The sequence below is a fragment of the Alphaproteobacteria bacterium genome, from assembly GCA_040905865.1.
Taxonomy (GTDB): Bacteria; Pseudomonadota; Alphaproteobacteria; order UBA8366.
The window spans coordinates 47,651-72,346 of record JBBDQU010000056.1 but is presented as its reverse complement, the minus strand read 5'-3'; the positions used below and the strand labels follow the sequence as shown (position 1 = coordinate 72,346).

General features: G+C 62.8%; 27 protein-coding genes. 20 read left to right on the top strand and 7 right to left on the bottom strand.

Annotation, left to right across the window (positions count from 1 at the left end):
* Positions 1–5 precede the first annotated feature (5 nt).
* The 7 genes from WD767_12320 to WD767_12290 all read left to right on the top strand — a co-directional run bounded on the left by WD767_12320 (position 6) and on the right by WD767_12290 (position 6,876).
* Positions 6–851 carry a cytochrome c oxidase subunit 3 gene (locus WD767_12320; protein ID MEX2616871.1) on the top strand — a complete coding sequence of 282 codons (846 nt, stop codon included), beginning with the start codon at positions 6–8 and terminating at the stop codon, positions 849–851.
* 79 nt (positions 852–930) lie between these two features.
* Positions 931–1,239, top strand: a complete 309-nt coding sequence (locus WD767_12315) for a DUF983 domain-containing protein (GenBank protein ID MEX2616870.1) — start codon at positions 931–933, stop codon at positions 1,237–1,239.
* 18 nt (positions 1,240–1,257) lie between these two features.
* Entirely contained in the window at positions 1,258–1,956 is a 699-nt protein-coding gene (locus WD767_12310) for an SURF1 family protein (protein MEX2616869.1), read from the top strand.
* A complete protein-coding gene (locus tag WD767_12305) occupies positions 1,928–3,463 on the top strand; it encodes a carboxypeptidase M32 (GenBank protein ID MEX2616868.1) in 1,536 nt (511 codons plus the stop codon). Before WD767_12310 ends, WD767_12305 begins: the two co-directional genes overlap by 29 nt.
* 74 nt (positions 3,464–3,537) lie before the next feature.
* The gene (gene thrC, locus WD767_12300) at positions 3,538–4,944 is read left to right on the top strand and encodes a threonine synthase (protein MEX2616867.1); all 1,407 of its coding nucleotides are present in this window, start codon (positions 3,538–3,540) and stop codon (positions 4,942–4,944) included.
* Positions 4,941–6,221: a pitrilysin family protein gene (locus WD767_12295; GenBank protein MEX2616866.1), complete on the top strand. Its 1,281-nt coding sequence runs from the start codon at positions 4,941–4,943 to the stop codon at positions 6,219–6,221. The genes thrC and WD767_12295 overlap by 4 nt, the downstream gene beginning before the upstream one ends.
* A 55-nt stretch (positions 6,222–6,276) precedes the next feature.
* Positions 6,277–6,876 (top strand): GNAT family protein, encoded by a 600-nt coding sequence (locus WD767_12290; GenBank protein ID MEX2616865.1) that lies wholly within the window; start codon positions 6,277–6,279, stop codon positions 6,874–6,876.
* A 15-nt stretch (positions 6,877–6,891) separates the two neighbouring features.
* On the opposite strand, the gene WD767_12285 is transcribed toward WD767_12290, so the two are convergent.
* Positions 6,892–7,467, bottom strand: coding sequence for a YqgE/AlgH family protein (locus WD767_12285; GenBank protein ID MEX2616864.1), 576 nt, complete (start codon positions 7,465–7,467; stop codon positions 6,892–6,894).
* Between the two features lie 209 nt (positions 7,468–7,676).
* On the opposite strand from WD767_12285, the gene WD767_12280 reads away from it, so the two are divergent.
* A complete protein-coding gene (locus WD767_12280) occupies positions 7,677–9,803 on the top strand; it encodes a protein-disulfide reductase DsbD domain-containing protein (protein ID MEX2616863.1) in 2,127 nt (708 codons plus the stop codon).
* A 263-nt stretch (positions 9,804–10,066) separates the two neighbouring features.
* Entirely contained in the window at positions 10,067–10,549 is a 483-nt protein-coding gene (locus WD767_12275; GenBank protein MEX2616862.1) for a peroxiredoxin, read from the top strand.
* A 30-nt stretch (positions 10,550–10,579) separates the two neighbouring features.
* On the opposite strand, the gene rnhA is transcribed toward WD767_12275, so the two are convergent.
* Together rnhA and WD767_12265 are read right to left on the bottom strand one after the other, a co-directional pair.
* Positions 10,580–11,038 carry a ribonuclease HI gene (gene rnhA / locus WD767_12270; GenBank protein MEX2616861.1) on the bottom strand — a complete coding sequence of 153 codons (459 nt, stop codon included), beginning with the start codon at positions 11,036–11,038 and terminating at the stop codon, positions 10,580–10,582.
* Positions 11,038–11,997, bottom strand: coding sequence for a homoserine kinase (locus tag WD767_12265; GenBank protein ID MEX2616860.1), 960 nt, complete (start codon positions 11,995–11,997; stop codon positions 11,038–11,040). The genes rnhA and WD767_12265 overlap by 1 nt, the downstream gene beginning before the upstream one ends.
* A 165-nt stretch (positions 11,998–12,162) precedes the next feature.
* Between WD767_12265 and WD767_12260 the strand changes: the two genes are divergently transcribed.
* Genes WD767_12260 through recQ form a run of 3 tightly spaced genes read left to right on the top strand, consistent with a single transcriptional unit; the run spans position 12,163 to position 14,791 of the window.
* Positions 12,163–12,402, top strand: coding sequence for a CDGSH iron-sulfur domain-containing protein (locus WD767_12260; protein MEX2616859.1), 240 nt, complete (start codon positions 12,163–12,165; stop codon positions 12,400–12,402).
* A gap of 16 nt (positions 12,403–12,418) precedes the next feature.
* Entirely contained in the window at positions 12,419–12,934 is a 516-nt protein-coding gene (locus tag WD767_12255) for a hypothetical protein (protein ID MEX2616858.1), read from the top strand.
* A gap of 6 nt (positions 12,935–12,940) precedes the next feature.
* Positions 12,941–14,791 carry a DNA helicase RecQ gene (gene recQ / locus WD767_12250; GenBank protein ID MEX2616857.1) on the top strand — a complete coding sequence of 617 codons (1,851 nt, stop codon included), beginning with the start codon at positions 12,941–12,943 and terminating at the stop codon, positions 14,789–14,791.
* Here recQ and WD767_12245 read toward each other — a convergent pair.
* Positions 14,781–15,911 (bottom strand): GNAT family N-acetyltransferase, encoded by a 1,131-nt coding sequence (locus tag WD767_12245; GenBank protein ID MEX2616856.1) that lies wholly within the window; start codon positions 15,909–15,911, stop codon positions 14,781–14,783. The genes recQ and WD767_12245 overlap by 11 nt on opposite strands.
* A 63-nt stretch (positions 15,912–15,974) precedes the next feature.
* Here WD767_12245 and WD767_12240 point away from each other — a divergent pair, with 63 nt between their 5' ends.
* On the top strand, positions 15,975–16,745 hold the full coding sequence (locus tag WD767_12240; GenBank protein MEX2616855.1) for a methyltransferase domain-containing protein: 771 nt from the start codon (positions 15,975–15,977) through the stop codon (positions 16,743–16,745).
* A gap of 60 nt (positions 16,746–16,805) precedes the next feature.
* Positions 16,806–18,179: an MmgE/PrpD family protein gene (locus tag WD767_12235; protein MEX2616854.1), complete on the top strand. Its 1,374-nt coding sequence runs from the start codon at positions 16,806–16,808 to the stop codon at positions 18,177–18,179.
* Here the strand turns inward: WD767_12235 and WD767_12230 are convergent.
* The gene (locus WD767_12230; GenBank protein ID MEX2616853.1) at positions 18,176–18,742 is read right to left on the bottom strand and encodes a RecX family transcriptional regulator; all 567 of its coding nucleotides are present in this window, start codon (positions 18,740–18,742) and stop codon (positions 18,176–18,178) included. The two genes, WD767_12235 and WD767_12230, sit on opposite strands and share 4 nt — an antisense overlap.
* A 356-nt stretch (positions 18,743–19,098) precedes the next feature.
* Complete coding sequence (locus WD767_12225) at positions 19,099–19,740, bottom strand: DUF4167 domain-containing protein (protein MEX2616852.1); 642 nt, start codon at positions 19,738–19,740, stop codon at positions 19,099–19,101.
* Between the two features lie 439 nt (positions 19,741–20,179).
* Between WD767_12225 and WD767_12220 the strand changes: the two genes are divergently transcribed.
* Positions 20,180–20,446 (top strand): hypothetical protein, encoded by a 267-nt coding sequence (locus tag WD767_12220; protein ID MEX2616851.1) that lies wholly within the window; start codon positions 20,180–20,182, stop codon positions 20,444–20,446.
* Between the two features lie 42 nt (positions 20,447–20,488).
* Here WD767_12220 and WD767_12215 read toward each other — a convergent pair whose 3' ends face one another.
* Complete coding sequence (locus WD767_12215; GenBank protein ID MEX2616850.1) at positions 20,489–21,202, bottom strand: ribonuclease activity regulator RraA; 714 nt, start codon at positions 21,200–21,202, stop codon at positions 20,489–20,491.
* An 86-nt stretch (positions 21,203–21,288) separates the two neighbouring features.
* Between WD767_12215 and WD767_12210 the strand changes: the two genes are divergently transcribed.
* Genes WD767_12210 through WD767_12190 form a run of 5 tightly spaced genes read left to right on the top strand, consistent with a single transcriptional unit; the run spans position 21,289 to position 24,669 of the window.
* Positions 21,289–21,489 carry a twin transmembrane helix small protein gene (locus WD767_12210; protein MEX2616849.1) on the top strand — a complete coding sequence of 67 codons (201 nt, stop codon included), beginning with the start codon at positions 21,289–21,291 and terminating at the stop codon, positions 21,487–21,489.
* Positions 21,490–21,495: 6 nt separating this feature from the next.
* Positions 21,496–22,059 carry a cob(I)yrinic acid a,c-diamide adenosyltransferase gene (locus tag WD767_12205; protein ID MEX2616848.1) on the top strand — a complete coding sequence of 188 codons (564 nt, stop codon included), beginning with the start codon at positions 21,496–21,498 and terminating at the stop codon, positions 22,057–22,059.
* A gap of 16 nt (positions 22,060–22,075) precedes the next feature.
* Positions 22,076–22,921 carry a hypothetical protein gene (locus tag WD767_12200; protein ID MEX2616847.1) on the top strand — a complete coding sequence of 282 codons (846 nt, stop codon included), beginning with the start codon at positions 22,076–22,078 and terminating at the stop codon, positions 22,919–22,921.
* Positions 22,922–22,975: 54 nt separating this feature from the next.
* Positions 22,976–23,725 carry an electron transfer flavoprotein subunit beta/FixA family protein gene (locus tag WD767_12195; GenBank protein ID MEX2616846.1) on the top strand — a complete coding sequence of 250 codons (750 nt, stop codon included), beginning with the start codon at positions 22,976–22,978 and terminating at the stop codon, positions 23,723–23,725.
* 2 nt (positions 23,726–23,727) lie between these two features.
* Positions 23,728–24,669: an FAD-binding protein gene (locus WD767_12190; protein ID MEX2616845.1), complete on the top strand. Its 942-nt coding sequence runs from the start codon at positions 23,728–23,730 to the stop codon at positions 24,667–24,669.
* Positions 24,670–24,696: the final 27 nt, after the last annotated feature.

Below are 24,696 nucleotides of genomic sequence, written 5' to 3'. Positions count from 1 at the left end.
CGGATATGAGCGCTGAACACGCACAAACCCATGACTATCACCTCGTCGATCCGAGCCCATGGCCGATCGTCGGTACCATTGCCGCCGCCAGCCTGTTCTGCGGCCTGATTCTGTTCATGCATCCGAATATCCTCGGCACTGATCTGGAACCGAGGATTGCGGCGCTGGGTATATGGACAATAGCACCCGGGGTGGTTCTCCTGTTTCTGACGGGCTGGTTCTGGTGGCGCGACGTCATTCGCGAAGCGGAATTCGAAGGCTACCACAAGCCTGTTGTGCAGCTCGGCATGCGATATGGCATGGCGCTGTTTATCTGTTCAGAGGTCATGTTTTTCGCCGCGTTTTTCTGGGCATTCTTCGATGCGTCGCTGGCGCCGAAGGAGATGCCCCACGATGTGCCCGGCGGTGTCTGGCCGCCGGAGGGCATTGAGACCTTCGATGCGTTCGATCTGCCGTTCATGAATACCCTGATCCTGCTGCTTTCCGGCGTGACGGTCACCTGGGCGCATCATGCCCTGATTGAAGGGGACCGCCGCGGCCTGATGCGCGGGCTGGGCCTGACGATCCTGCTCGGTATCGCCTTCACCGCCCTGCAGGCATATGAATACAGCCACGCGGCGTTCGGCATCACGAGCGGCATCTATGGCTCCACGTTCTACATGGCGACCGGCTTTCACGGTTTCCATGTTATCGTCGGGACCGCTTTCCTGACGGTCTGTTTCTTCCGGGCCCGTGCCGGCCATTTCAAGCCGGAGCATCATTTCGGTTTCGAGGCAGCGGCCTGGTACTGGCATTTCGTTGACGTGGTCTGGCTGTTCCTCTTCATCTGCGTCTACTGGTGGGGCGGCTGATAGATTCCTGATGGCCGTATCCTATCCGCCAGTTTCGCCATTCTCGGCCGGGCTTCGTTGCCGGTGTCCGCGATGCGGCGTGGGGCGGCTGTTTCGGGGCTATCTGACGGTTGCGGACAAATGCGAACGTTGCGGACTGGACCTGAAAGCATCCGATAGCGGCGACGGTCCGGCGGTGTTCGTCATTTTTATCGTCGGGCCGGTTGTAACGGGCCTCGCGCTCTGGGTCGAAGCCATGTTCGAACCGCCGTTATGGGCGCACGCCCTGATGTGGATCCCGGCAATCTGCGGCGGTTCGGTGGTGCTGCTGCGGCCCTTCAAGGCCGTTATGATCGCGTTGCAATACCGGCACAAGTCCGGCGAAGCCGGCACAGCGACATTCGACTAGATACGAGACCGGACAAACATGGGATTTCGCCCGCAATTCTGGCCCACCGTGGTAACGGTGCCGATGCTTATCGCGCTGGTCGGGCTCAGCATCTGGCAATTCAACCGGTACGGCTGGAAGGCCGACCTGATCGAAAAGCTGAATACCCGCGCGGAATCGGAAGCGGTGGACCTGCCGCCGGGAACACCCGCTACCGAAGCGCTGGAATTTCAGCGGGTCCGCGTGACAGGGACCTATCTGCACGACAAGGAACTCCATCTTGTTGCGCGGTCGATGCGCGGGAATCCTGGCATGCATATCTTCACGCCCCTGCGCCGCGCCGATGGCGGCGGCATCGAACTGATCAACCGCGGCTGGGTTCCCGGGGAACGGCTGGAGGCGGCGACGCGCGCGGCGGGTCAACTCGCGGGCGAGGTAACCGTTGACGGAATCGTCCGGCTCGCCAAGGGGCAGGGCAGTTTCATTCCCGACAACGACCCGGAACAGAATGTCTGGTTCTTCATCGATCCGGCGGCGATGGCGCAGGCGGTCGGGCTGGACGCATTGCCGCCCCATTATATTGTATCCGGTAATACGGATGTGCCCGGCGGCTTTCCGGTCGGCCGGCAGTGGCGCATCAACCTGCCGAACAACCATTTTGAATACGGCCTGACCTGGATGTTCATGGCCATGGCGTTACTGGTGATTTATGTCCTCTACCACCGAAAGCCGCGCTGACAACGCCGGGACGCCGGCGGCATACCGGGAACTCGAACGCCGGTTCCGCCGCATCGCCCTGGTCGGCAATGCCCTGAATCAGTTGCACTGGGACCAGTCCGTGATGATGCCGCCCGGCGGCGCGGGCCCGCGCGGCGACCAGATCGCGGCGCTGGCGGTCATCCGGCACGGCGCGCTGACCGATCCGGCAATGGACGATCTGCTGGCCCGGGCGGCGTCGCAGGCCGATGCGCTGGACGACTGGCAGGCCGCCAATCTGCGAGAAATGCGCCGGAAGCACGCCCACGCCGCGGCCCTGCCGGCCGACCTTGTCGAGGCATTGTCGACGGCGACGAGCAAATGCGAGACGATCTGGCGCACCGCGCGGCGCGATGCCGATTACGCCACCGTGTTGCCCGCCCTGACGGAAGTGCTTTTCCTCACCCGCCGCAAGGGAGAGGCGCTGTCATCGGCGTTCGGGGTGGCGCTGTACGATGCGTTGCTCGACGCCTTCGAACCCGATGGGCGCAGCGCCGATATCGATCCTGTTTTCGATGCCTATGCCGCCTTCCTGCCGGACTTTCTGGATGACGTGCTGGCGCGGCAGCGCACGCAACCGGCGCCCGTATTGCCGCCGGGTCCGTTTCCGATCGAACGGCAGCGGGCTCTCGTGCGCCTGATGGCGGAGACAGTGGGTCTCGATTTCGGGTCGGCGCGTCTCGATGAAAGCCTGCACCCGTTTTCCGCGGGTATTCCCGAAGACAGCCGGATCACCACCCGTTACGACGAAGCCGACTTTACCCAGGCGCTGATGGGTGTGCTGCATGAAACCGGGCATGCGATGTATGAACGCGGCCGCCCGGCGGCCTGGCGCTACCAGCCGGTCGGCGAAGCACGCGGCATGACCATGCATGAAAGCCAGTCGCTGCTGGTCGAAATGCAGGTCTGCCGGTCGGCGGCGTTCATGGCCTGGGCGGCGCCCGTAATACGCGATGCCTTCGATGGCGCGGGGCCGGCATGGGATCCGGATAACCTCGCCCGGCTGGCCCTCCGCGTCGAACCCGGATTTATCCGTGTCGACGCGGATGAAGTAACCTATCCGGCGCATGTCATATTGCGCTACCGGCTGGAACGCTCGATGTTGTCCGGCGACCTGGCGCTGGCCGATCTGCCCGGTGCATGGAATGACGGTTTGCGGGCGCTGCTGGGGGTTACGCCGCCGAATGACCGGCTCGGCTGCCTGCAGGACATTCACTGGTACGACGGCGCCTGGGGTTACTTTCCGACCTATACGCTGGGCGCGATGGCGGCGGCGCAGATATTTGCCGCTGCGAGACGGGCGGATCCGTCTATCGCCCCAGCGCTGGGCCAGGGCAATTTCGGACCGCTGATGGTCTGGCTGCGGGCCAATATCCATGCGAAAGGCTCGTTCCTGTCAACCGGCGCGATCCTGCAGCAGGCCACGGGCCGGACGCTGACCGCCGCCGCGTTTCAGGATCATCTGCGGGCGCGCTACCTGCCCGATTGACCGGGGACGAATGCTTGCCTGCGTCGTAACGTGTGGATAGGTTACGCGCGCTGCGACTGGCTGAAAGGAATACGGTGCGCTATATCAGCACACGCGGGCGCGCGCCCGAACTGGAATTCGATGACGTTCTGCTGACCGGGCTTGCCCGGGACGGCGGGTTGTACCTGCCGCAAAGCTGGCCGGCATTCAGCGCCGATGACATTCGCGCCCTGCGCGGCCTTTCCTATCCGGAGCTGGCGGCCCGGGTGATCGGACCGTTTGCGGGCGGGTGCATTGCGCCCGCCGACCTCTCCGCGATCCTGACGGAAAGCTACCGGGGTTTCGGCCACAAGGCCGTGGCGCCGCTGCGGCAGCTTGAACCGGCCCTGTGGGTGATGGAACTGTTTCACGGGCCGACACTGGCGTTCAAGGATTTTGCGATGCAGTTCCTTGGCCGCGCCTTCGACCATGTTCTGACACGGCGCGGTGAGCGCGTGACCATTATCGGCGCGACGTCCGGCGATACCGGTCCGGCAGCGATCGAGGCGTGCCGCGACCGGGAAGCGGTCGATATATTCTTCCTGTATCCGCATGACCGGGTGTCGGAGGTGCAGCGCCGCCAGATGACAACGGTAATGTCGAAGAATGTCCATGCGCTGGCTGTCGAAGGGACGTTCGACGATTGCCAGGACATCGTGAAAGCCATGTTCAACGATGAGGTCTTTCGGGACGACGTGCGGCTTTCCGCGGCCAATTCGATAAACTGGGCGCGGATCGTGGCGCAGATCGTCTATTATTTCCACGCGGCCGTGTCCCTTGGCGCGCCGGACCGTGCGGTCTCCTTTGCCGTGCCGACAGGGAATTTCGGCAATATCTATGCGGGTTATGCGGCAAGGGCCATGGGCCTGCCCATCAGCCAGTTCATTATCGGCTCCAACGTCAATGACATCCTGCCACGCTTTTTCGATAGCGGCGCGTTGACGACCGGCGCCGTGACGCCGACGATTTCGCCCAGCATGGATATTCAGGTGTCGAGCAATTTCGAGCGCTTTCTGTTTGAACTCTACGGGCGCGACGGTCGCGCTACCGAGGCGGCGGTGACGGAGTTCCGCGAGACAGGTACTCTATCGGTCGGCAGCAACCTGTGGCGGCGCGCGCAGGATACCTTCGACGGCTACCGGACGGATGAGGCCGCGACAAAGACCGTCATCGGCGAGACGTACCGCGACAGCAATTATCTGCTCGACCCCCACAGCGCCATCGGCGTCGCATCCGCGCGGGCCCGGCGCCGGGATTCAACGACGCCGGTCGTGGTGTTGGCGACCGCGCACCCGGCGAAATTTCCCGATGCGGTCAGGGAGGCGTCCGGCGTGTACCCCGAACTGCCGCCGGCGCTGGCCGACCTTCGCGAACGGCCGGAACGGATCGAGGTTCTGCCCAACGATCTTCGGGTCATCCAGAAATTCGTGCGCCGGCAGCTCGGTATCGCGGGGTCCGCATGAGCAGCGTGCAACTGACAACCCTACCGAACGGGCTGCGGGTCGTGACGGATACCGTAGCAACCGTTGAAACTGTTTCGGCCGGGGTCTGGATCGGCGCCGGGACGCGGCATGAGCCTGCAAATATAAACGGCGTCGCACATCTGCTGGAACATATGGCGTTCAAGGGGACCGAGCGGCGCAGCGCCGCCGATATCGCCCGGGAAATCGAGGATGTCGGCGGCCAGATCAACGCCTATACCAGCCGGGAGCACACGGCCTATTACGCCAAGGTGCTGAAGGATGACACACGGCTGGCCTTCGATATCCTGGCCGATATCCTGCAGAATTCGGTATTCGATCCGAAGGAACTGGCGCGCGAACGGTCGGTGGTCCTGCAGGAAATCGGCCAGGCGAACGACACGCCCGACGATATCGTCTTCGACTATTTCCAGAGCGCGGCCTTTCCCGATCAACCGCTCGGTCGCCCGGTTCTGGGGCCGCCGGAAATTGTCGAGGCGATGACGCGGGAGGAAATCATGGGTCATATGCAGCAGACCTATGGCGCGGAAGCGATGGTGCTGGCCGTTGCCGGCAACATCGAACACGAAGCGGCTGTTGCGCTGGCGCGGGACCTGTTCGGCGGAATCAGGTCCGCTTCCGTCCGGGAAACCGCGCCGGGCGTTTACCGGGGCGGTGAATACCGGCATGAGCGGGATCTGGAACAGCTGCACCTGGTCCTGGGCTTTCCCGCTACCGGCTATCACGATGACGATTTTTATGCGGCGACCGTGCTGACATCGCTGTTCGGCGGGGGTATGTCGTCGCGGCTGTTTCAGGAAATCCGCGAAAACCGGGGCCTGGCCTATTCGATATACGCCTACAATGCGTTTTACGCCGATTGCGGCGTGCTGGCGGTGTATGCGGGGACGGGGCCGGAGATGACGGGCGAACTTATTCCGGCCATCGCCGAAGAGATCAGGCGTCTGCCGGAGACGCTGGAGGAAGCCGAACTGACACGCGCCCGCAACCAGCTCAAGGCGTCGACCCTGATGGCGCTGGAATCGACGTCCAGCCGATGCGAACAGATGGCGCAGCAACTTCTCATCTTTGACCGGATTGTTCCGGTTTCGGAACAGGTGGCGAAAATCGATGCGGTCGACGCCGCGGCCGTACGGCGGGTGGCCGAGACGGTGTTTCGAGGCCGGCCGACGCTCGCGGCCGTCGGGCCGCTGGAAGGACTGGACGATTACGACCGGATTGGCGCAAGCTTCGCGATGCCAGCCGTGCTGGATGCCTGACAGATTGTGGCGGTGACTCGAATAGGGTAATTGCGGGGACGTAACGAATAGGGCCATGTTCGGATTATTGTCGCATAACGCGCCGACCATTCGGCTGGTTGGACCCAAGGTCATTCTGCGCCCATTGCAGCGTCAGGATGAAAAGCAATGGGTGGAGATTCGTGAGGTCAGCCGATCCTTTCTGGAACGATGGGAGCCCAGATGGCCGAGCGACGCGACGTCGCCTGCCGCCTTCCGTCGCCGCCTGAAACGGTTTTCCGCTGAATGGCGCGACGGGACGACCTATTCGTTCCTGATTTTCAACCGCAGCGACGATGCGTTGTGCGGCGGTATCACGCTGTCCAATATCCGTCGCGGCGTCGCGCAGACCGGCAGCGTCGGGTACTGGGTCGGCGCCCCCTATGCCCGCAAGGGCGTCATGTCGGAAGCAGTGCAACTGCTGCTGAATTTTTCCTTCGATACGCTCGGCCTGCACCGGGTCGAGGCCGCCTGCCTGCCGTCAAACGCGCCCAGCCGCGGCCTGCTGGAAAAAAGCGGCTTCATCCAGGAGGGGTTGGCAAGGAAATTCCTGCGGATCGACGGGATATGGCAGGATCACGTCTGTTACGCGATCCTGCGAACCGATCCCCGGCCTGTCGTGCCGATGTATGACTGACCGAATACGTATCTGTCAGGCGTGGCCGTGCTCGCCGGACAGCAGGGACAGGTCGATCCCCAGCTTCGCGATCGCCCGCTCCCACCTTGTTTCGTTGTCCTGATCGAACAAAAGACTGTCGTCAGCGGGTACGTTCAGCCAGGCATTCTGCTGGATTTCGCTTTCCAGCTGTCCGGAGCCCCAGCCGGCATAACCAAGCGCCAACAACGAATGTTGCGGACCGCGGTTTCGCGCTATATCGCGCAGGATTTCGATCGTCGCCGTCAATCCGACCCGATCATCGACCGTAATGGTGCCGTTCTGTTCGTATTCCGGCGAATGGAGGACGAATCCCCGGCCCGTTTCGACCGGTCCGCCGTACTGGACCTTGATTTCGTTCGCGGATTCGCCGTGTTCGATACCCAGTTGATCGAGCAGTTCCTGGAAGCTCAATTCCTTGATGGGCCTGTTTACAATCAGGCCCATCGCGCCATCGGCATTATGCGCGCACAGGAAAATGACCGAGCGTTCAAAACGTGGATCCTGCATCGTCGGCATGGCGGCCAGAAGCTGGCCCTTCAGATATCCGGAAGTGCTTTCCTTTCCACTCATGGCGTTGGCCTTTTCGTAACTGTGTTCCCGTGTCAATTATCGGCGATATTCGCTGCCGGCGGAATGGCCCACAACAATATCTCGTGTTCAATTATATTGCAGTGCAGCATAACACGAAATACCCTGACGGAAAAGTGACCCGTTCTTTCGGCGTGGAAACATTATATATTCCGCGCATTCGTTGATTACAGTAGAGGGGAAATAATTTCGTGCCGATCGTTCGGATCATGCAGGCGGCAATCGTATCCCTGTTCTGTCTGACGCTGTCGTCGGCGGGGATGGCGGCCAGCGGCGCCTGGAACACCAACGATCATGTCGATACGCGGCTTGTGTCGGCGACGGATGCAGTTGGCGATGCGGATGTCCTTCGGCTGGGCCTGCATTTCCGGATGCGGCCGGGCTGGAAGATTTACTGGCGGTCGCCGGGCGATGCCGGATTTCCGCCGCAACCCGACTGGACCGGATCCGAAAATGCGCGCCAGGTGACGCTGGCTTGGCCCGCGCCGAAGCGGTTTACCATCTTCGGGCTGGAGACGCTGGGTTACGCCGACGAGGTCTTGCTGCCGCTGGATATTGCGCTGGAAGCGCCAGGCCAGCCATTGCGGCTCCGAACCAGTGTCCGTTATCTCACCTGCAGGGATATCTGCATTCCCTATGACGCCGTGCTGGCGCTGGACCTGCCTGCGGGGCCTGCCGAACCGGGAAGCGAGTCCGGGCTTATCGAACGGTTTGCGGCACATGTGCCCGGTGCAGATTCCGCCGCCGGCCTGTCCATTGAAAACGCCGTCCTGGTCAACCGGGGCAGGGACCCCGTATTACAGTTCGCCCTGCGCAGCGATACGGGATTCGATACGCCGGACGTCTTCATCGAGGCGCCGAAGGATACGCTGTTTGGCAAACCGGCGGTCGTCGAGGCGGAGTCGGGCAGGCGCGCTTGGCTGGAAGTGAAAGGCGCCGGTGCGTCCGCGGCGGAACTGGATGGCGCCGAATTCACCGTGACACTGGTCGATGGCGACCGGGCGATCGAACGCGTTCTGCCCGTGCGCCTGGGCGAGCCGCTTGCGGACCTGCCCGAAATTACCGGGGCCGTGGCAGAGGCGCCGCCGCTCTGGTACATACTGTTGCTGGCGGTCTTGGGGGGGCTGATTCTGAACCTGATGCCCTGCGTACTGCCGGTCCTGTCGATCAAGCTGCTGGCCGCCGTCAGTCATGGCGGCAGCCATGCCGCCGACGTGCGCACCGGATTCCTCGCCACGGCGGCAGGTATCGTGGCGTCGATGCTGGCGATAGCGGCGGCACTGATCGCCGTGAAGGCGGCGGGGTTTGCCGCCGGATGGGGCATCCAGTTTCAGCAGCCGGTCTTTCTGGCGTTCATGGTTATCGTGGTCACGTTGTTCGCGTGCAACCTGTTTGGCATGTTCCAGATTTCATTGCCGCAATGGATGTCGGGGCTGGCGCTTTCCGCCGGCAACAGGCCATCGACCGGCGGGCACTTCCTGACCGGCGCCTTTGCGACCCTGCTGGCGACCCCGTGTTCCGCGCCGTTCGTCGGTACTGCGATAGGCTTCGCGCTCAGCCGCGACGCGATGGAAATCCTGACGGTCTTCGCCGCGCTGGGGCTTGGCCTTGCGCTGCCTTACCTTGCTGTGGCCGCCTTTCCAGGGGTTGCCGCCGCCATGCCGCGCCCCGGCCCGTGGATGATCACCCTGCGCCGCGTGCTGGGGCTGGCGCTGGTGGCGACGGCGGTATGGCTGCTCAGTATCATGGCGGCTCAGATCGGCATGGAAGGCGCCATCCTGCTCGGTGCGATGATGGCGCTGATCGGCGCTGTCCTGGCGTTACGGCGTCTGCCGGATTCCCGCCTTGGCCGCCATTCGGGCGTCGCCGTGACCGTTCTGGCGCTGGCCGCGCTGGCAATGCCCATGGTTCGCGCACCCGACCCGACCGTGCCTGCAAGGCAGGTGCAGGCCGGATGGCAGGCTTTCGACATGGCGGAACTGCGCCGTATCGTCGCCGCCGGCGGGACCGTTTTTGTGGATGTCACGGCGGACTGGTGCATCACCTGCCAGGTCAACAAGAAGCTGGTGCTGGATCAGGGCGAAGTCGCGGCATGGCTCGCGGGAGGCGGCGTTACCGCCATGCGCGCGGACTGGACCCGCCCCGACCCAGCCATCGCCGCGTACCTCGCGCGCTTCGGCCGATACGGTATTCCGTTCAACGCGATCTATGGGCCGAAGGCGCCTGACGGAATAGCCCTGCCGGAACTTTTGACAAATGCCGCTGTACTGGATACTGCGGCCCGCGCATCGGGCGGCAGCGACACGGTTTCCCGGTAGATATGTCATTTCCGCGTCGATCATGCCGAATTCGGCTGGACTTGCGTGGTCGCGGGTTTAGATCGGATCGTGTCCGGTTGGAATTACCCTCGAAGATTCAACATATACGTGAATCCGACCTATCTTATTGAATATTTAAACTGCACCTTCACAGGTTCGAATGAAGCCTGTTGCGGTTCCATTCGGACCTGATGTGCTATAAGTATCTGGCCGGACGAAACCACACACAATGACATTTCAGTATTGGAGGGTTGGAAGAAGACATGACAATCAAGGTTGGCGACAAGGTTCCTTCAGCGACGCTGTACGAATTGGGTGCGGATGGCCCCGCCGCGGTATCGACGGATGATTTCTTCAAGGGCCGCAAGGTTGTGCTGTTCGCGGTGCCGGGCGCCTTCACGCCGACTTGTTCGGCGAAGCATGTACCGGGCTTTTTGAACAATGCGGCGGCTATCAAGGCGAAGGGCGTCGACGCCATCGCCTGTCTCGCGGTGAACGATGCGTTTGTCATGGGCGCCTGGGGCAAGGACCAGGGCGTCGGCGAAAATATCTCGATGCTCGCCGACGGCAGTGGAGAATTCACAAAGGCGGCCGGTCTGGAACTGGACCTTTCGGCGCGCGGCCTGGGCGTGCGGTCGAAGCGTTACGCCATGGTTGTCGATGATGGCGTGGTGACGGCGCTGAAAGAGGAAGAAGGCGGCGCGCTGACAATCTCCAGCGCGGAAAGCGTTCTGGAATCGCTATAGCAGGCGCGTTCTGATTTACGGCGGAAGGTATTATCGCCTTCCGCCGAAAGCCCTTGCCGCTTCGCGGGCGAGTTCGTCGGCGCGTTCGTTTTCCGGGTGGCCGGCATGCCCCCTGACCCAGCGCCATTCGACCTCATGGTCTTCGATTGCCGCTTCCAGGCGCTGCCACAGGTCGACATTCCTGACCGGTTTCCTCGACGCGGTTTTCCAGCCATTTTTTTTCCAGGCGTGAATCCATTTCGTGATCCCGTCGCGCAGATAGGTGCTGTCCGTGTGAATCACGGCGCGGACAGGTCTTTTTATCGCCTCCAGCGCCATGATGGCCGCCAGCATTTCCATCCGGTTGTTGGTGGTTTCCGCCTCGCCGCCGTTCAGTTCCTTTTCCGTACCGCGATACCGCAGGATCGCCCCCCAGCCGCCCGGGCCCGGATTACCGCTGCAGGCGCCATCCGTGAAGATTTCAATTCTGTCCGTGCTGTTGTCCGCCATCACAACCCGTATGCGCCAGGTCCCGGCACCTGCTGGTGAAACTGCAGGAAGCCGAGATATTCCAGGGGGTCCTTCGGCTGCACCATCGCGCCTTCCGGATGATTCAGCCAGTCATACAGCCGGGTCAGCAGAAACCGGAGCGCGCTGCCGCGCGCAAGGATCGGCAACGCCTGCAGTTCCGCGCCGGAAAGCGGCCGGACCTTGCGGTATTCGGACAGCATGACCCTGGCCTTGGTGACGTTGAAGCTGCCATCGCGTTCAAAACACCAGGCGTTCAGGCAGATGGCGATATCGTAGGCGTAGAAATCGTTGCAGGCGAAATAGAAGTCGATGATGCCGGACAGCCTGTCGCCGAGGAAGAAGACATTATCGGGAAACAGGTCCGCGTGGCAGACGCCGGATGGCAGGCCGGTTGGCCAGTTCGCTTCCAGGAACCCGATTTCCGTTTCGAGCAGTGTATCCAGCCCGTCCCGGATCTCATGCGCGCGCGCGGCGCAGGACTCAATTAACCCGCGCCAGGCGCCGACCGACAGGCTGTTGGCGCGTTGCATCGGAAAGGTATCGCCGGCCAGATGCATCCGGGCCATGGCGCTGCCCAGTTGGGCGCAATGGCCGGGCAGGATGCGCCGCGGCCACATGCCTTTCAGAAACGTGACGATAGCGGCGGGACGCCCGCATAATTCGCGCAGCGCCCTGCCGTCGCGGCCGTGCAGCGGCGTCGGGCAGGCAATGCCGTGCGCCGCCAGATGCTCCATATAACCGATGAAATAGGGCAGGTCTTCCCGCTTCACCCGCTTCTCATAAAGGGTCAGGATATGGCTGCCCGCCGTCGTCTGCAGCAGGTAGTTCGAATTTTCGACGCCTTCGGCAATGCCCTTGCAGGACACGACCTCGCCGATATCGTACGCGGCGACAAACGCGACGAGTTCCTCGTCGCCGACATCGGTATAGACGGCCATCGTCAGCGGCGCATTCGGTGTTTGACGATGCCACACATTCGCTTGACGCCCTGCTGCCCGGTGCCCATAAAACCCTCAATCATTTATGCCGCTGGCCATGACGGTTATCCGCCAGGCAGCGACCGGCGCGAACCTAATATAGTCTACAGGGGGATGAAACAAGCCATGACAGACCCGGTTATCGCACAGAAGGCGCCGTATGAAGTCGACGTGACCAAGGGCGACAGCTACTGGTGGTGCGCCTGTGGACAAAGCAAGGCGCAGCCTTTTTGCGACGGCAGCCACAAGGGTACAGGTCTGTCGCCGATGGAGTATGTCGCGCCACGCAGCAAGACGGTTTATTTCTGCGGCTGCAAATGTACGGATAACAAACCCCTCTGCGATGGCGCACACGGGGACCTGTAGTCGGAAGGCTGTAAACATGCTGGCGCGTACCGGATTTGTGATTGCCGTCGGCATGATGCTGGCTGCCTGCGCGGGCGAGCAGGACAGCCGAATCGCCTGTCCCGACGTTGACGTACTGCGCGGGCTTGGCGATGTGACCCGGTTTAATCCGGGGCCCGGTCGCGACCCGACGGATGTCCTGCTGGAGGCCTGGATCGATCGCGTTGGCGGAACTTGCCGGCGCGACGACGAGGACCTGCTGGTGGACCTGACAATCCGGGTCGTCACGCGCCGTGGACCGGCGAACCAGACCGAAAGCGCCACCATTCCCTATTTTGTGGCGATCACGGATCAGCAGCGAAATATACTCAGCCGCCAGACCTTTGCGGCGGAAACGCCCTATGTCAGCCGGAAATCGATTTCGTTCGAAGATACGCTGACCCTGACAATTCCCCTGAGCCCCGGTGTCGAAACGGATTCCTTTACCATTTATGTCGGCCTGGAATTGAGCGAAGAGGAATTGCGCCACAATCGCAGCAAGCTCAGGAACTGAAGCGGCGTGAAACAAAAAGCGGATATGACGGAGGCTGCGGACCGGCAGGCTAAAGCGCGCCTGTTACTGCATGACGTCTTCGGGTTTTCGGATTTCCGGGGCGCCCAGGAACCGGTCGTGCGGTCGTTGCTTGACGGGTGCAACACGCTGGCCGTGATGCCGACGGGGTCGGGAAAATCGCTGTGCTTCCAGATTTCGGGAATGGTGCTGGGCGGGCTGACCATCGTCGTATCGCCATTGGTGGCGCTGATGCACGACCAGGTCGCCGCCTTGCGGCTTGCGGGGGTCGCGGCTGAAACCATCAATTCGTCGCGGGACAGGATCGAGAACGTCGACGCCTGGCGCCGCGTCGTCGCCGGGGAGGCACCGTTGCTGTATATGTCGCCGGAACGGCTGATGACCGACCGTATGCTGTCCGCATTACAGCGCCTGCCGGTCCGGCTGATCGCCATCGACGAGGCGCATTGCATTTCGCAATGGGGACCGGCGTTCCGACCCGATTACGAGGCCCTGGCGCGGTTGCGGGACCAGTTTCCCGGCGTGCCAATTGCGGCCCTGACGGCGACTGCGGACAAGGCGACGCGCAGCGATATCGCGGCAAAACTCTTTGGCGGCGACGGCGCGATATTCGTTGCCGGGTTCGACCGGCCGAATATCCGGCTTTCCGTTGAAATGAAGCGCGGCGGCATGCGCCAGGTACTCGACTTCGTAACAGCCCATAAGGGCGACAGCGGGATTGTCTACTGCCTGTCGCGGAAGAAAACGGAAAGCGTCGCCAAAATGCTGTGCGATGCCGGCATTCCCGCGCTGCCGTACCATGCGGGCATGGACAAGGGCGAGCGCGATGCGAACCAGGATACGTTCATGACGGAACCGGGCAGCGTGATGGTGGCGACCATTGCCTTCGGTATGGGCATCGACAAGCCGGATATCCGGTTCGTTCTGCACACCGACCTGCCGGGCAGCATGGAGGCCTATTACCAGGAAATCGGTCGTGCCGGGCGCGATGGCGAGGCCGCCGAAGCGCATATGCTGTACGGGCTGGATGACATCCGCATGCGCCGGGTTTTCATCGAACAGGAAGACAGCGGCGATGACGACCGGCGGCGGCGCGAGCATAAACGCCTCGACGCGCTGATCGGTTACTGTGAGGCGCCGTCGTGCCGGCGGCGGACGCTGCTCACCTATTTTGGCGAAGATATCGGCAATTGCGGCAATTGCGATATCTGTCTTGATCCGGTGGAGATGATAGATGGCCAGGCGGAAGGCCAACTGGCCCTTTCCGTGGTCTTGCGGACGGGACAGCGCTTCGGCGCGGCGCATATCGTAGACGTGCTGCGCGGTGCCGATACCGAGAAAATTCGCGCGGCCGGGCATGATGCGCTGGAAGGTTTCGGCACGGGCGCGGGGCGCAGCAAGGATGCCTGGCGATCGATCATCCGGCAACTCGTCGCGGCGGGCTATCTGCGGCTCGACGTTGCGGGATACGGTGGACTTTCCCTCACGGAGGATGGCCGGAAACTGCTGCGCGGCGACGCGGCCTTCGCCTTCCGGGCCGATACGGTCAGGCAGGAAAAGACCGCGAAGGCGCTGGCGCGGGAAGTTACCGCCGGGCTGGCGCCAGCCGATGCAGCGCTGCTTGGCGTGTTGAAGAAACTGCGGCGCGACCTCGCGAGCGAACGCGGCGTCCCGGCCTATGTGGTGTTCTCCGACCGGTCGTTGCAGGACATGGCGCAAAGCCGGCCCCGGACGCACAGCCAGTTCGCAGAGGTGCATGGCGTCGGGGCGGCCAAGCTGCGCGATTTTGCCGATATTTTCCTTGCCGCCATCGAAGCCGAGGAAAACGCTACGGCGTAAGCCGCTTTGCCATGGCGAAATTAATCAGTGAGACTTTGTCACGCGACACTGTCTGTTGCCGGACAACGGTAAATCCCATCGATTCGAAAAACGGCCGCGCGGTGATGCTGACATCGGCGGTCAGCTGTATGTACCCCCGTCGTCGGGCGATGCCCTCTATACGGCGGTAGAGCAGTTGGCCGGTGCCGCGTCGCTGCCAGTCTTGATGCACGTAGAACATATCGACATGGCCGCCGGCTTCCAGATTGGAAAACCCGAGAATCACATCCCCGGATTCGACGATGACTACGTCGCATGATCCCATACGGGCCCGCATCCATTCTTCATCGGGTATGCGTGGTGCCCAGGCGTTCCGCTGCTCCGGTGAGTAATCCGCGGCCGCGGCGCGGTGAACGCTGCCATGAAACAGGCGGGCCAGTGTGGCGGCGTCCCCGCGCCGGTAGGCGCGAAGGCGCATTCCGGGATCCGGCTGCCCCGCCAGAAACGAGGTCATGTGCAATGACGCCTGGTCGGTTTCATAGGCATATGTCCGGCCCACGGGGCAGGCATGCCGGGCGATACAGCCGCCGGACAGGCAGTCGGCGCCTGCCGGACTCCGGATCCATGCGGCGCAGGCACGGGTGTCGTAACCGGCCTTCCCGAAGGCGGAAACGGGACAGCCGGAAAGGCAGGGTTGCGCCGTACAGTCCATGCAGGGCGCCCGGTGGACAGGCATATCGGGCAGCGGCAGCCGTTCGCGGAAAACAAACGCGCCGCGCCAGGCATGCCATAACCCGAATTCCGGATGGATCAGCATGCCAAGCGGAGAACTTGCAATACTTTCCGCCCGTTGCGCCCAGCGCGGGAACGGCCAGTAGGGCGGCCCCTCGAACGGATACAGCACCCTTGCGCGATGCTGTTCGGCCATCGGCGCCAGCACCTGCCGGGTCCAGGCGTTCAGCGGATCGGCGCCCACCGGGCGGGCGGCGTTGAAGGCCCGCCACATCGCCGGGCCGGCATTGCCGACCAGCAGTATCGTGCCGGATTCCGGCGGGACGTCATCGCCGCCCCCGGGATGAAACCCGCCGCGCAGGATCAGCCCCTGCCGCGCCAGCGCATCGCGGACGGCATGTACTGTCATGGACGACATGGAAGCCTTCTATCCTGTAACCGCATTTTGCCCGCTCTGTGGTACATTCATGGCATGTGGACCGATGTTGTCGACCAGAATGAATTCTATCACAGCCCGCTCGGGCATGTGGCGCAACGGATGATTCGGCGGCGGATCCGCCAGTTATGGCCGGATGTGCGCGGTATGCGAATGCTGGGACTGGGCTACGCGATACCCTATCTGACGTCGTTCCGGGGCGAAGCGGAGCGCGTCCTCGCCGCCATGCCGGCGCAGCAGGGCGTCATGCACTGGCCGCGCCATGAACCGGGTCTGGTCACCCTGGTGGACGAAGCTGAACTGCCCTTTTCGGATCTGTCCATAGACCGCATGCTGCTGGTGCATGCGGTCGAACAGAGCGAGACCCAGCGCGGCATGATGCGCGAAGCCTGGCGGGTGCTGTCGGAAGGTGGTCGGTTGCTGATCGTTGTGCCGAACCGCCGGGGCATATGGGCGCGGCTGGAACGGACGCCGTTCGGCCATGGGCAGCCATACACCAACCGGCAGATTCGGCGGTTGCTGCAGGACAATCTGTTTCTGCCGGTCGATACGGCCCGGGCGCTTTATGTACCGCCAAGCCAGTGGCGGCTGGCCCTGTCGTCGTCGCCGGCGATCGAACGGATTGGCGACCGGTTCTTTCCGCAATTTTCCGGTGTCCTGCTGGTCGAGGCGATTAAACAGATCTACGCCGCCGCGCCGCCCGCCAAGGCCGCGCGCGGCCGCCGCCGATACGTTGTTTTGCCGGACAGCGCCGCGCGGACATCAGGTACGGGGCAGTTCGGAATTGCTGGAAAGCGCCGCCGGTGATTATCATGGGCCCCGATGCGGCATCCCGTTTTTCAACGGCACCGGATACAGGAGGCGACGATGGTAGAACAGCCTGTTGAAAAAAAAGAAGAATGCCCGGAAATAACGCGGCTATTGGCGGACAACGCCACCCGTATCGCCTATGACCGCCTGCCGGCGGAGGTCGTGTTTGTGACCAAGCACTGCCTGCTCGACTGGCTGGGCGTTACCTTGGCGGGCGCGCAGGAACCGTTGACGCGGCAACTGGCGGATTATGTCGCCGCCGAAGGGGGCGCCGCGCAGGCCACGCTGATCGGCATTGGCGGCAAGGTCTCGGCGGGGCAGGCGGCGCTGGTCAACGGGTCTGCCGGGCATGCGCTGGATTATGACGACGTGCTGCGGCTTCTGAACGGCCATCCGACCGCGCCTGTCATGCCGGCGATCCTTGCCCTGGCGGAGCATCGCGGCGCCAATGGCCGCGCGCTTATCGAGGCTTTCACGGCAGGCGTCGAAACGGAAAGCCGCATCGGCGCCATCATGGGCGAGGGACATTATGCCCGTGGCTGGCACGCCACCGCGACAGTTGGTCACTTCGGGGCGGCGGCGGGGGTTGCGCGGCTGCTTGGCCTCGACGCGGCGACGACCGCCATGGCGCTCGGCATTGCCGGGACGCAGGCGGCCGGGCTGAAATCGATGTTCGGGACGATGTGCAAGCCGCTGCATGCGGGAAAGGCGGCGCAGAACGGGTTGTTCGCGGCGGAAATGGCGTCGCGTGGTTTTACCAGCAATCCGGCGGTCATCGAATGCCTGCAGGGATTCGGCGATACCCAGACCGATACCTTTGCGCCCGCAAAGGGGCTGGACGGGCTTGGCGAACGCTATCTTCTGCCGACCATGCGGTTCAAATACCACGCGGCCTGTTTTGGAACCCATGCGCCGATTGACGCGGCGGCGACCTGCCGGGAAAATCCCGCCTTCCGGCCCGATGCGGTGGAACGGGTCGAAATCAGGGTAACGTCGCGCTGTTTGCGGATGTGCAACATACCGGTCCCGACGACCGGGCTGGAGGCGAAATTCAGCCTGCGCTTTACCGTGGGGCTGGCCCTGGCAGGGATCGATACGGGGCGCCTCGATACATTCGACGACGCCATCGTCCGCCGTGCTGATGTAATGGCGTTATGCGACAGGGCGGTGGTTATCGGCGACGATACGCTGGAGCGCAATGAGGCCAAGGTCATTGTCCATTTGCGCGACGGCGCCGTATTGCAGGGGCAGGCCGACCTGAGCGACCCGGTGACGGATCTGGACCTGACCTGGCGCCGGCTGCAGACGAAGTTCCGCGGTCTCTCGGAGCCGCTCGTCGGTACCGAAAAGACGGAACGGATGCTTGAATTCGTGTCGGACCTGGAGAATGCGCCCACGCTGTCGCCCTTACTGGACGCCAGCGCGCCTTAATCGTCCGCGATCTCCGCTTCGAGTGCTGCGACAGAGTCGGCATCGACGATACGCCGGACGATTTCAAAGCTGTAGCCCTGCCGGCCCAGCGCCGCCATATCGCGGTCGCGGCGGGAATCGCGGTCTGCTTTTCGCCAGGGACCCAATCGCCGCCGCCGCGCAAAATTGAACGCGCCCCGGATATCGGCGCCGCCCGTTTCGTCTTCCAGACTTTCCAGCGCCTGATCGATCTGGCCGCCATCGACGCCTTTTTCCGCGAGGCGCATGCGGATGCCGCGGCTGGACGCGCCGCGCCGGTGCAGCGTCGCGGCCCGGGCCGCGGCATAATCGGCGTCATTCAGCAGACCGGACCGCAGGAAACGTTCGATCAGCGCATCGACCAGGATGACGCCCTCTGCCGGGTCATCGTCATTTGCCTGCGCGGCGCGCCAGACACGCCGCATCAGCACCGCGCGCAGATTCGCCGCCGAAGTGCTGTAACGCTGCAGGTGCGCCAGTGCGGCCGATTCCAGCGACCGGGCGGAAACCCGGCGCGGCTGCCGCTTCTTGATAGCCTTGTTCATGACGCAAAAAGCTTGCCGGTTCCGGAACGGATAAACAAGCGCGAAAAGCTGCGGCCTGTGACCGGCGTCACTGACCGGTTCGCTGTTTCCGATGATCATGCACCATGTCGGAAGCAGAAGATGCTTGCATCGGATGTTTTCGGAAAGCCGTTGATCGATTGCCCACCCTGCCCCTCCCAAAAGGCATTCGATCTGCGGACAGACGGCGGTAATGCCACCCGCGTTGCCGCCGTCGCCGATTCCGGTCCGTCACTCGTCATGCAATGCCCAGCGTAATCCCGATCCGAATGGCCCGGCGTAATTCGACCATCGGTCCGCACGGACAGCCGGCGCGACGATTGTCGGCGCGGCGGCAATCAGTCGGCGGCGCGCTCGTCGATGGCTTCGTCACCGGCGGTTGCAGGATCGAACGCCGCATGGGGTTTTTCGACGACAACGGCGGCTTGCCCCGACAAGTCAGCGACATTGCCGTTCTTGTCCGCTTCAACAGGACGGGCCGTATTTCGACGCGGCTTGCGCGCCGGGCGCCGGGCTGTCTTTGTGTCGTCGTCCGTCTCCGAAGTACCTGGGGACTGGTCGTTTCCGCGGCCGGTATCGCGCGACTGGCGCGGACTCGGTGCTTCATGGGCCGTTTCCTCGTTCGAGTCGGAGGAATCGTCGTTGTCCCGCTGGTCGTTACCGGAATATTGCCGGTCGGAAGACCTGGAATCGTTGCTGTCGCCGCGATTCTGACGGGGCTGGCCGTTTTCGGCATCCTCCATATTCACGAGCCGAAAGTAGTGTTCCGCATGCTGGTACATATTTTCGGCAGCGATCCTGTCCCCCGCCGTATAGGCGTCGCGGGCCAGTTGCAGGTATTTTTCGTAGACCTGGTGCGCATTGCCGCGAATACGGATACTCGGACCGTTGCTGTCGAAATTCTGATGTCGTGGGGACACATTACGACGCCCCCCGCCACTACGGCCGCGAGACCGCTTCGGATTTTGCCCTTGTCTCATTTTTCCGTCATTAATTGTTTAAACGCTCAAACTCATCTGCCCTACGTAAAGGCGTATCGCGAGAACCATACTTTTGGAGCTACGACCCCGGACCTTCTCTGTCACGGGCTATCGACCGGCTGAATCAAGCTATTGAAACCTGCAAACGCCGCAATGAGCCGTATTGGCTAACCTGTCGTCGATTTCCGGAATCTAGTCGCTTCGGCCAGCCAAACCAAGGACTTTTTTTAAATCCCGCCGATGAACAGCAGTTTTTTGGGCCTGACGCGCCCGAATCGCGGCTCAACGGCGCCTGCTGTCGATGCCGTAGCGGTTAGCGAATCATCCATGAAATCCTGTTCTGAATCATTTGTTTCCATCGTCGGGGGAACGGTCTTGACCTGCCGCTGGGAAGCGATACATTGACCGGACTGTCCGGTGCAGGGATAGGGAGCGTCTGATGTTCGAATTACGCATATACGGTCGTCGATCAAGCGGCATGGTCCGATACCGGCATGGTGGACTGGCCGCAATCGTGCCGGTCGATCAGAAAGTCGTTGAAGTTGAAGAAGTCGCGCCGGCCCTGACGGGGACAGGCGACGCGGTGCTCCGTATTGAACGGCCCGAAAGCGCCGTCGTCCTTGCATTTCCGGCGCCGGTGGACCGTTTGAATCGCGCCAAGAAAGGCCGCCCGAACGGCCGTTCCAAGGGGCGGCCGAAAAGCTGAAAAAAGGGGCGCCGGGCTCCCTTTATCCGTTCTGATCCGCGGTTACAGGGCCGGTTTTCCGGCCTTGAGCCACGCGTCATATTCGGCGCGAACCGTGTCGCCGGCCGGATAGGTGCCGATAACCGGCCGGCCGCCGGCAACCAGTTTCTGGATGAATTCCTCGATGCCTTCCTGCGCGGCGGCATCGCGGGCGACTTCCTCCGCCAGGGCCTGCGGCAGGACCGCGCAGCCATCGCCGTCGGCGACGATAATGTCGCCGGGATATACGGCGACGCCGCCACAGGATATCGGTTCCTGCAGCCCGGCGGGACAATGCGCCGTGGGGCTGGCCGGCGCGGCGGGGCCGGCGCCGAAGACCGGCAGGCCGATATCGCGAACCGCATCGGCATCGCGAATGCCGCCATCGGTGACAATTCCGGCAACGCCGCGGTATTTAAGCCGGGTAATGAGGATGTCGCCGATAGTGCCGCTGTCGCGGTCGCCTCTGGCGTCGGTGACGAGAACCCCGCCGGCAGGACATTCCTCGATGGCGCGGCGCGCGAGGTTCTGCGGGCTGGCGAGTAGCGCCAGGTCGGCGATATCCTCGCGCATCGGGATGAAACGCAATGTATAGGCGACGCCGACCATGCGTTCCGTCACCGGATGAAGCGGCAGGACGCCTCGCATATAGACATTGCGGATATTCCGCTTCAGAAGCTGGTAGGTCAGCGTTCCGGTCGATATGCCCATGAGGCGCCGGCGCAATTCGTTGTCCACGTCCGATATCTCCTTGGCGTAATCTCTTGCTCTGCCTGCACCGATTTAGCCTGTCAAACTCTGGTCGTACACACTATATCGTGGATATGTCCGGTGTATTTGTCGTTTTCATGGTTCTGGCGATGGTCGCCACGCTGGCCGTGCTTGTCCTTGGTATCATAGGCATGGCGAGAGGCGGTGACTTCAATCGCCGATACGCCAACAAATTCATGCGTGCGCGCGTTCTCCTGCAGGCGTCGGCGCTGCTGCTGTTTGCGATCGTCCTGTTCTTCGTCGGCAGGGGGTGACCGGCGATGGTGCGGTTGACCCGGATCTACACGCGGGGCGGCGATAAGGGCGAAACCTCGCTGGGCGATGGCCGCCGCGTGGCAAAACACGATCTTCGCGTCGCGGCGACGGGCACCGTGGACGAAACCAACGCCGTTATCGGCCTGGTGCGGCTGCATACCGACGGCGCCATCGACAATGCGCTCTCCCGGATACAGAACGACCTGTTCGACCTGGGCGCGGACCTGTGCACCCCGGAGGGCGGCGAACGCGGCGCCGGCGCGCTGCGCGTGACCCAGCCGCAGATCGACTGGCTCGAAGGGGAAATCGACCGTTTCAATGCATCCCTGGCGCCGCTCAACAGTTTCGTCCTTCCCGGGGGTACGGCGGCCGCGGCCTATCTGCACCTGGCGCGAACCGTTGCGCGCCGGGCGGAACGGCTGGCAACCGAACTGGCTGTGCAGGAACCGGTCAGCGGGATCGTCATCGCCTATCTGAACCGGCTGTCCGACCTGCTGTTCGTGCTGGCCCGGGCCTGCAACGACGACGGCGCAGGGGATGTGCTGTGGGTGCCGGGAGCGAACCGCTGACGCCGCATCTTGCCCGATGATCGCCGAAGCGCTGCAATGGGCGCTGACGCCCGCGCCGCCCTGGGCGCGGCGGGCAGGGTATCTCGGGGAACTGATCGCCATTCAGGCGCAATACGGGCGCTGGCGGCGGCAATGGGCGCCGCACCTGCGGGAATCGAAAGATGCCGTACGCGCCGCGATGGAAGGGTGTGCGACGCACCGCCACGCGATGATCTATGGTTCCGGGCCGCTGCTGGATATTCCGCTGGCGGAACTGGCGTCGCGTTTCGGAACGGTGACGCTGGTCGATGTGGCGCATTTATGGCCGGCACGGCTGGCGGCCCGCCGATTTCCGAATGTCAGGCTGGTGGCGCGGGATATTTCCGGCGTCGCGCAGGGCCTGCTGGAAGGCGCGGCGCGGGGCGCCAGCAGCCCGCCGCGACCGCAGCCCCATCTGCCGCAGGACCATGAATCGGTCGATTTCCTGGTATCGGCCAATGTCGTGTCTCAACTGGCCGTGACGCCCCTGCGCTTTCTGTCCCGGCATATCGTCCTGTCCCGCGACGAGGCGCTGGGTTTCGCCGCCGATGTCGTGCATGCGCATCTGCGGCATTTGCGGGAATTTAATGCAACGTGCTGTCTGATCACGGACACGAAGCGTGAATTTCTGTCCCGGGATGGCGCAGTGCACAAAACGGAAGATCAGCTACCGGGAATTATTCTGCCGCCGCATGATCGTTCGTGGGATTGGGAAATCGCGCCGCTGGGAGAAATTTCGCCCGATTACAGTGTGCGGGCGCGGATGCTTAGCGCCATCATATTGCCGGGAAACGACGGGCAGGAACGGCAAATCGGCGCGGCGGCTCGTCTTGACACGGTTTAGAGGCGGGCCTAAACAGGACCCCGCCTCAGCCAAGAATGTAGGGAAAATATCGCGATGAAAATCCTCGTCCCCGTGAAGCGGGTCGTCGATTACAACGTCAAGGTCCGGGTTAAATCGGATGGAAGCGGCGTTGAGACGGCGAATGTGAAAATGTCCATGAATCCGTTCGATGAAATCGCCGTTGAAGAAGCGTTGCGCCTGCGTGAAGCCGGAAAGGTCGAGGAGGTAATCGTCGTTTCCATTGGCGTGCAGCAGTGCCAGGAAACCATCCGTACGGCGCTTGCAATGGGCGCGGATCGGGGCGTTCTGGTCCTGACGGATGAAAATCTGGAACCACTCGCAGTTGCGAAGGCGCTGAAGGCCGTGGTCGAAAAGGAAAGCCCCGATATCGTCATTCTCGGCAAACAGGCCATCGACGACGACAGCAACCAGACCGGCCAGATGCTGGCGGCGCTTCTGGGCTGGAGCCAGGCCACCTTCGCGTCGAAGATCGAAGTCGGCGACGGTTCGGCCGATGTGACCCGCGAAATCGACGGCGGGCTGGAAACGATCAATGTGAAGCTGCCGATGATCGTGACGACGGATCTGCGTCTCAACGAGCCGCGCTATGCGTCCCTGCCGAACATCATGAAGGCGAAGAAAAAGACCATCGATACGATGAGCCCGGCCGATATCGGTCTGGATACATCGCCCAGGCTGAACATTCTGAAGGTCGTGGAACCGGCCAAGCGCAAGGAAGGCGTCAAGGTGGCCGATGTGGCGGAACTCGTCGACAAACTGCGTAACGAAGCGAAGGTAATCTGATCATGGCCAACCTGGTGATCGCCGAGCATGACGGCAGGAACGTCAAGCCCGCAACGCTGAATGCGGTGACGGCCGCTGTCGAGATCGGCGGCGATGTGGATATTCTCGTGGCCGGCAGCGATTGCGGCGCCGTGGCGGATGCGGCTGCGCAGATCGCGGGTGTCGGCAAGGTCCTGTGTGCCGATTCCGCCGAATACGCCAACCAACTGGCGGAAAACATGGCTCCGCTGGTGGTCAACCTTGCGGCAAATTACAGCCATGTCCTGGCTCCGGCAACGACGAACGGCAAGAACCTGATGCCGCGTGTCGCCGCCCTGCTCGATGTACAGCAGATTTCGGAAATTAGCGCGGTTATCGCCCCCGATACGTTTGAACGGCCGATTTACGCCGGCAACGCCATCGCGACGGTTCAGTCGTCCGACGCGACCAAGATCATAACGGTCCGCATTACCGGCTTTGACGGCGCCGCCGCCACGGGCGGCAGCGCCAGTGTCGAAGCGGTCGACGCGACAGGCGACGCGGGCCTGTCCAGCTTCCTGCGGGCCGAAATCAGCAAGTCCGAACGGCCCGAACTGACCTCGGCGGGGATCGTCATTTCCGGCGGGCGCGGCATGCAGAACGGCGAAAACTTCGCCATGCTGGAAAAGGTCGCGGATATCCTCGGCGCCGCCGTTGGTGCGTCGCGCGCGGCGGTCGATGCGGGGTTCGTGCCGAATGAATTTCAGGTCGGCCAGACCGGCAAGGTCGTGGCGCCGGAACTGTATATCGCGGTCGGCATTTCCGGCGCGATCCAGCACCTCGCCGGCATGAAGGACAGCAAGGTGATCGTCGCCATCAACAAGGACGAGGAAGCACCGATTTTCCAGGTGGCCGATTACGGGCTGGTTGGCGATCTGTTCAACGTGATTCCCGAACTTGAAGCGGAACTGAACAAGACGGCCTGACGTACGCGGCCGCGCAGACAGGACGCG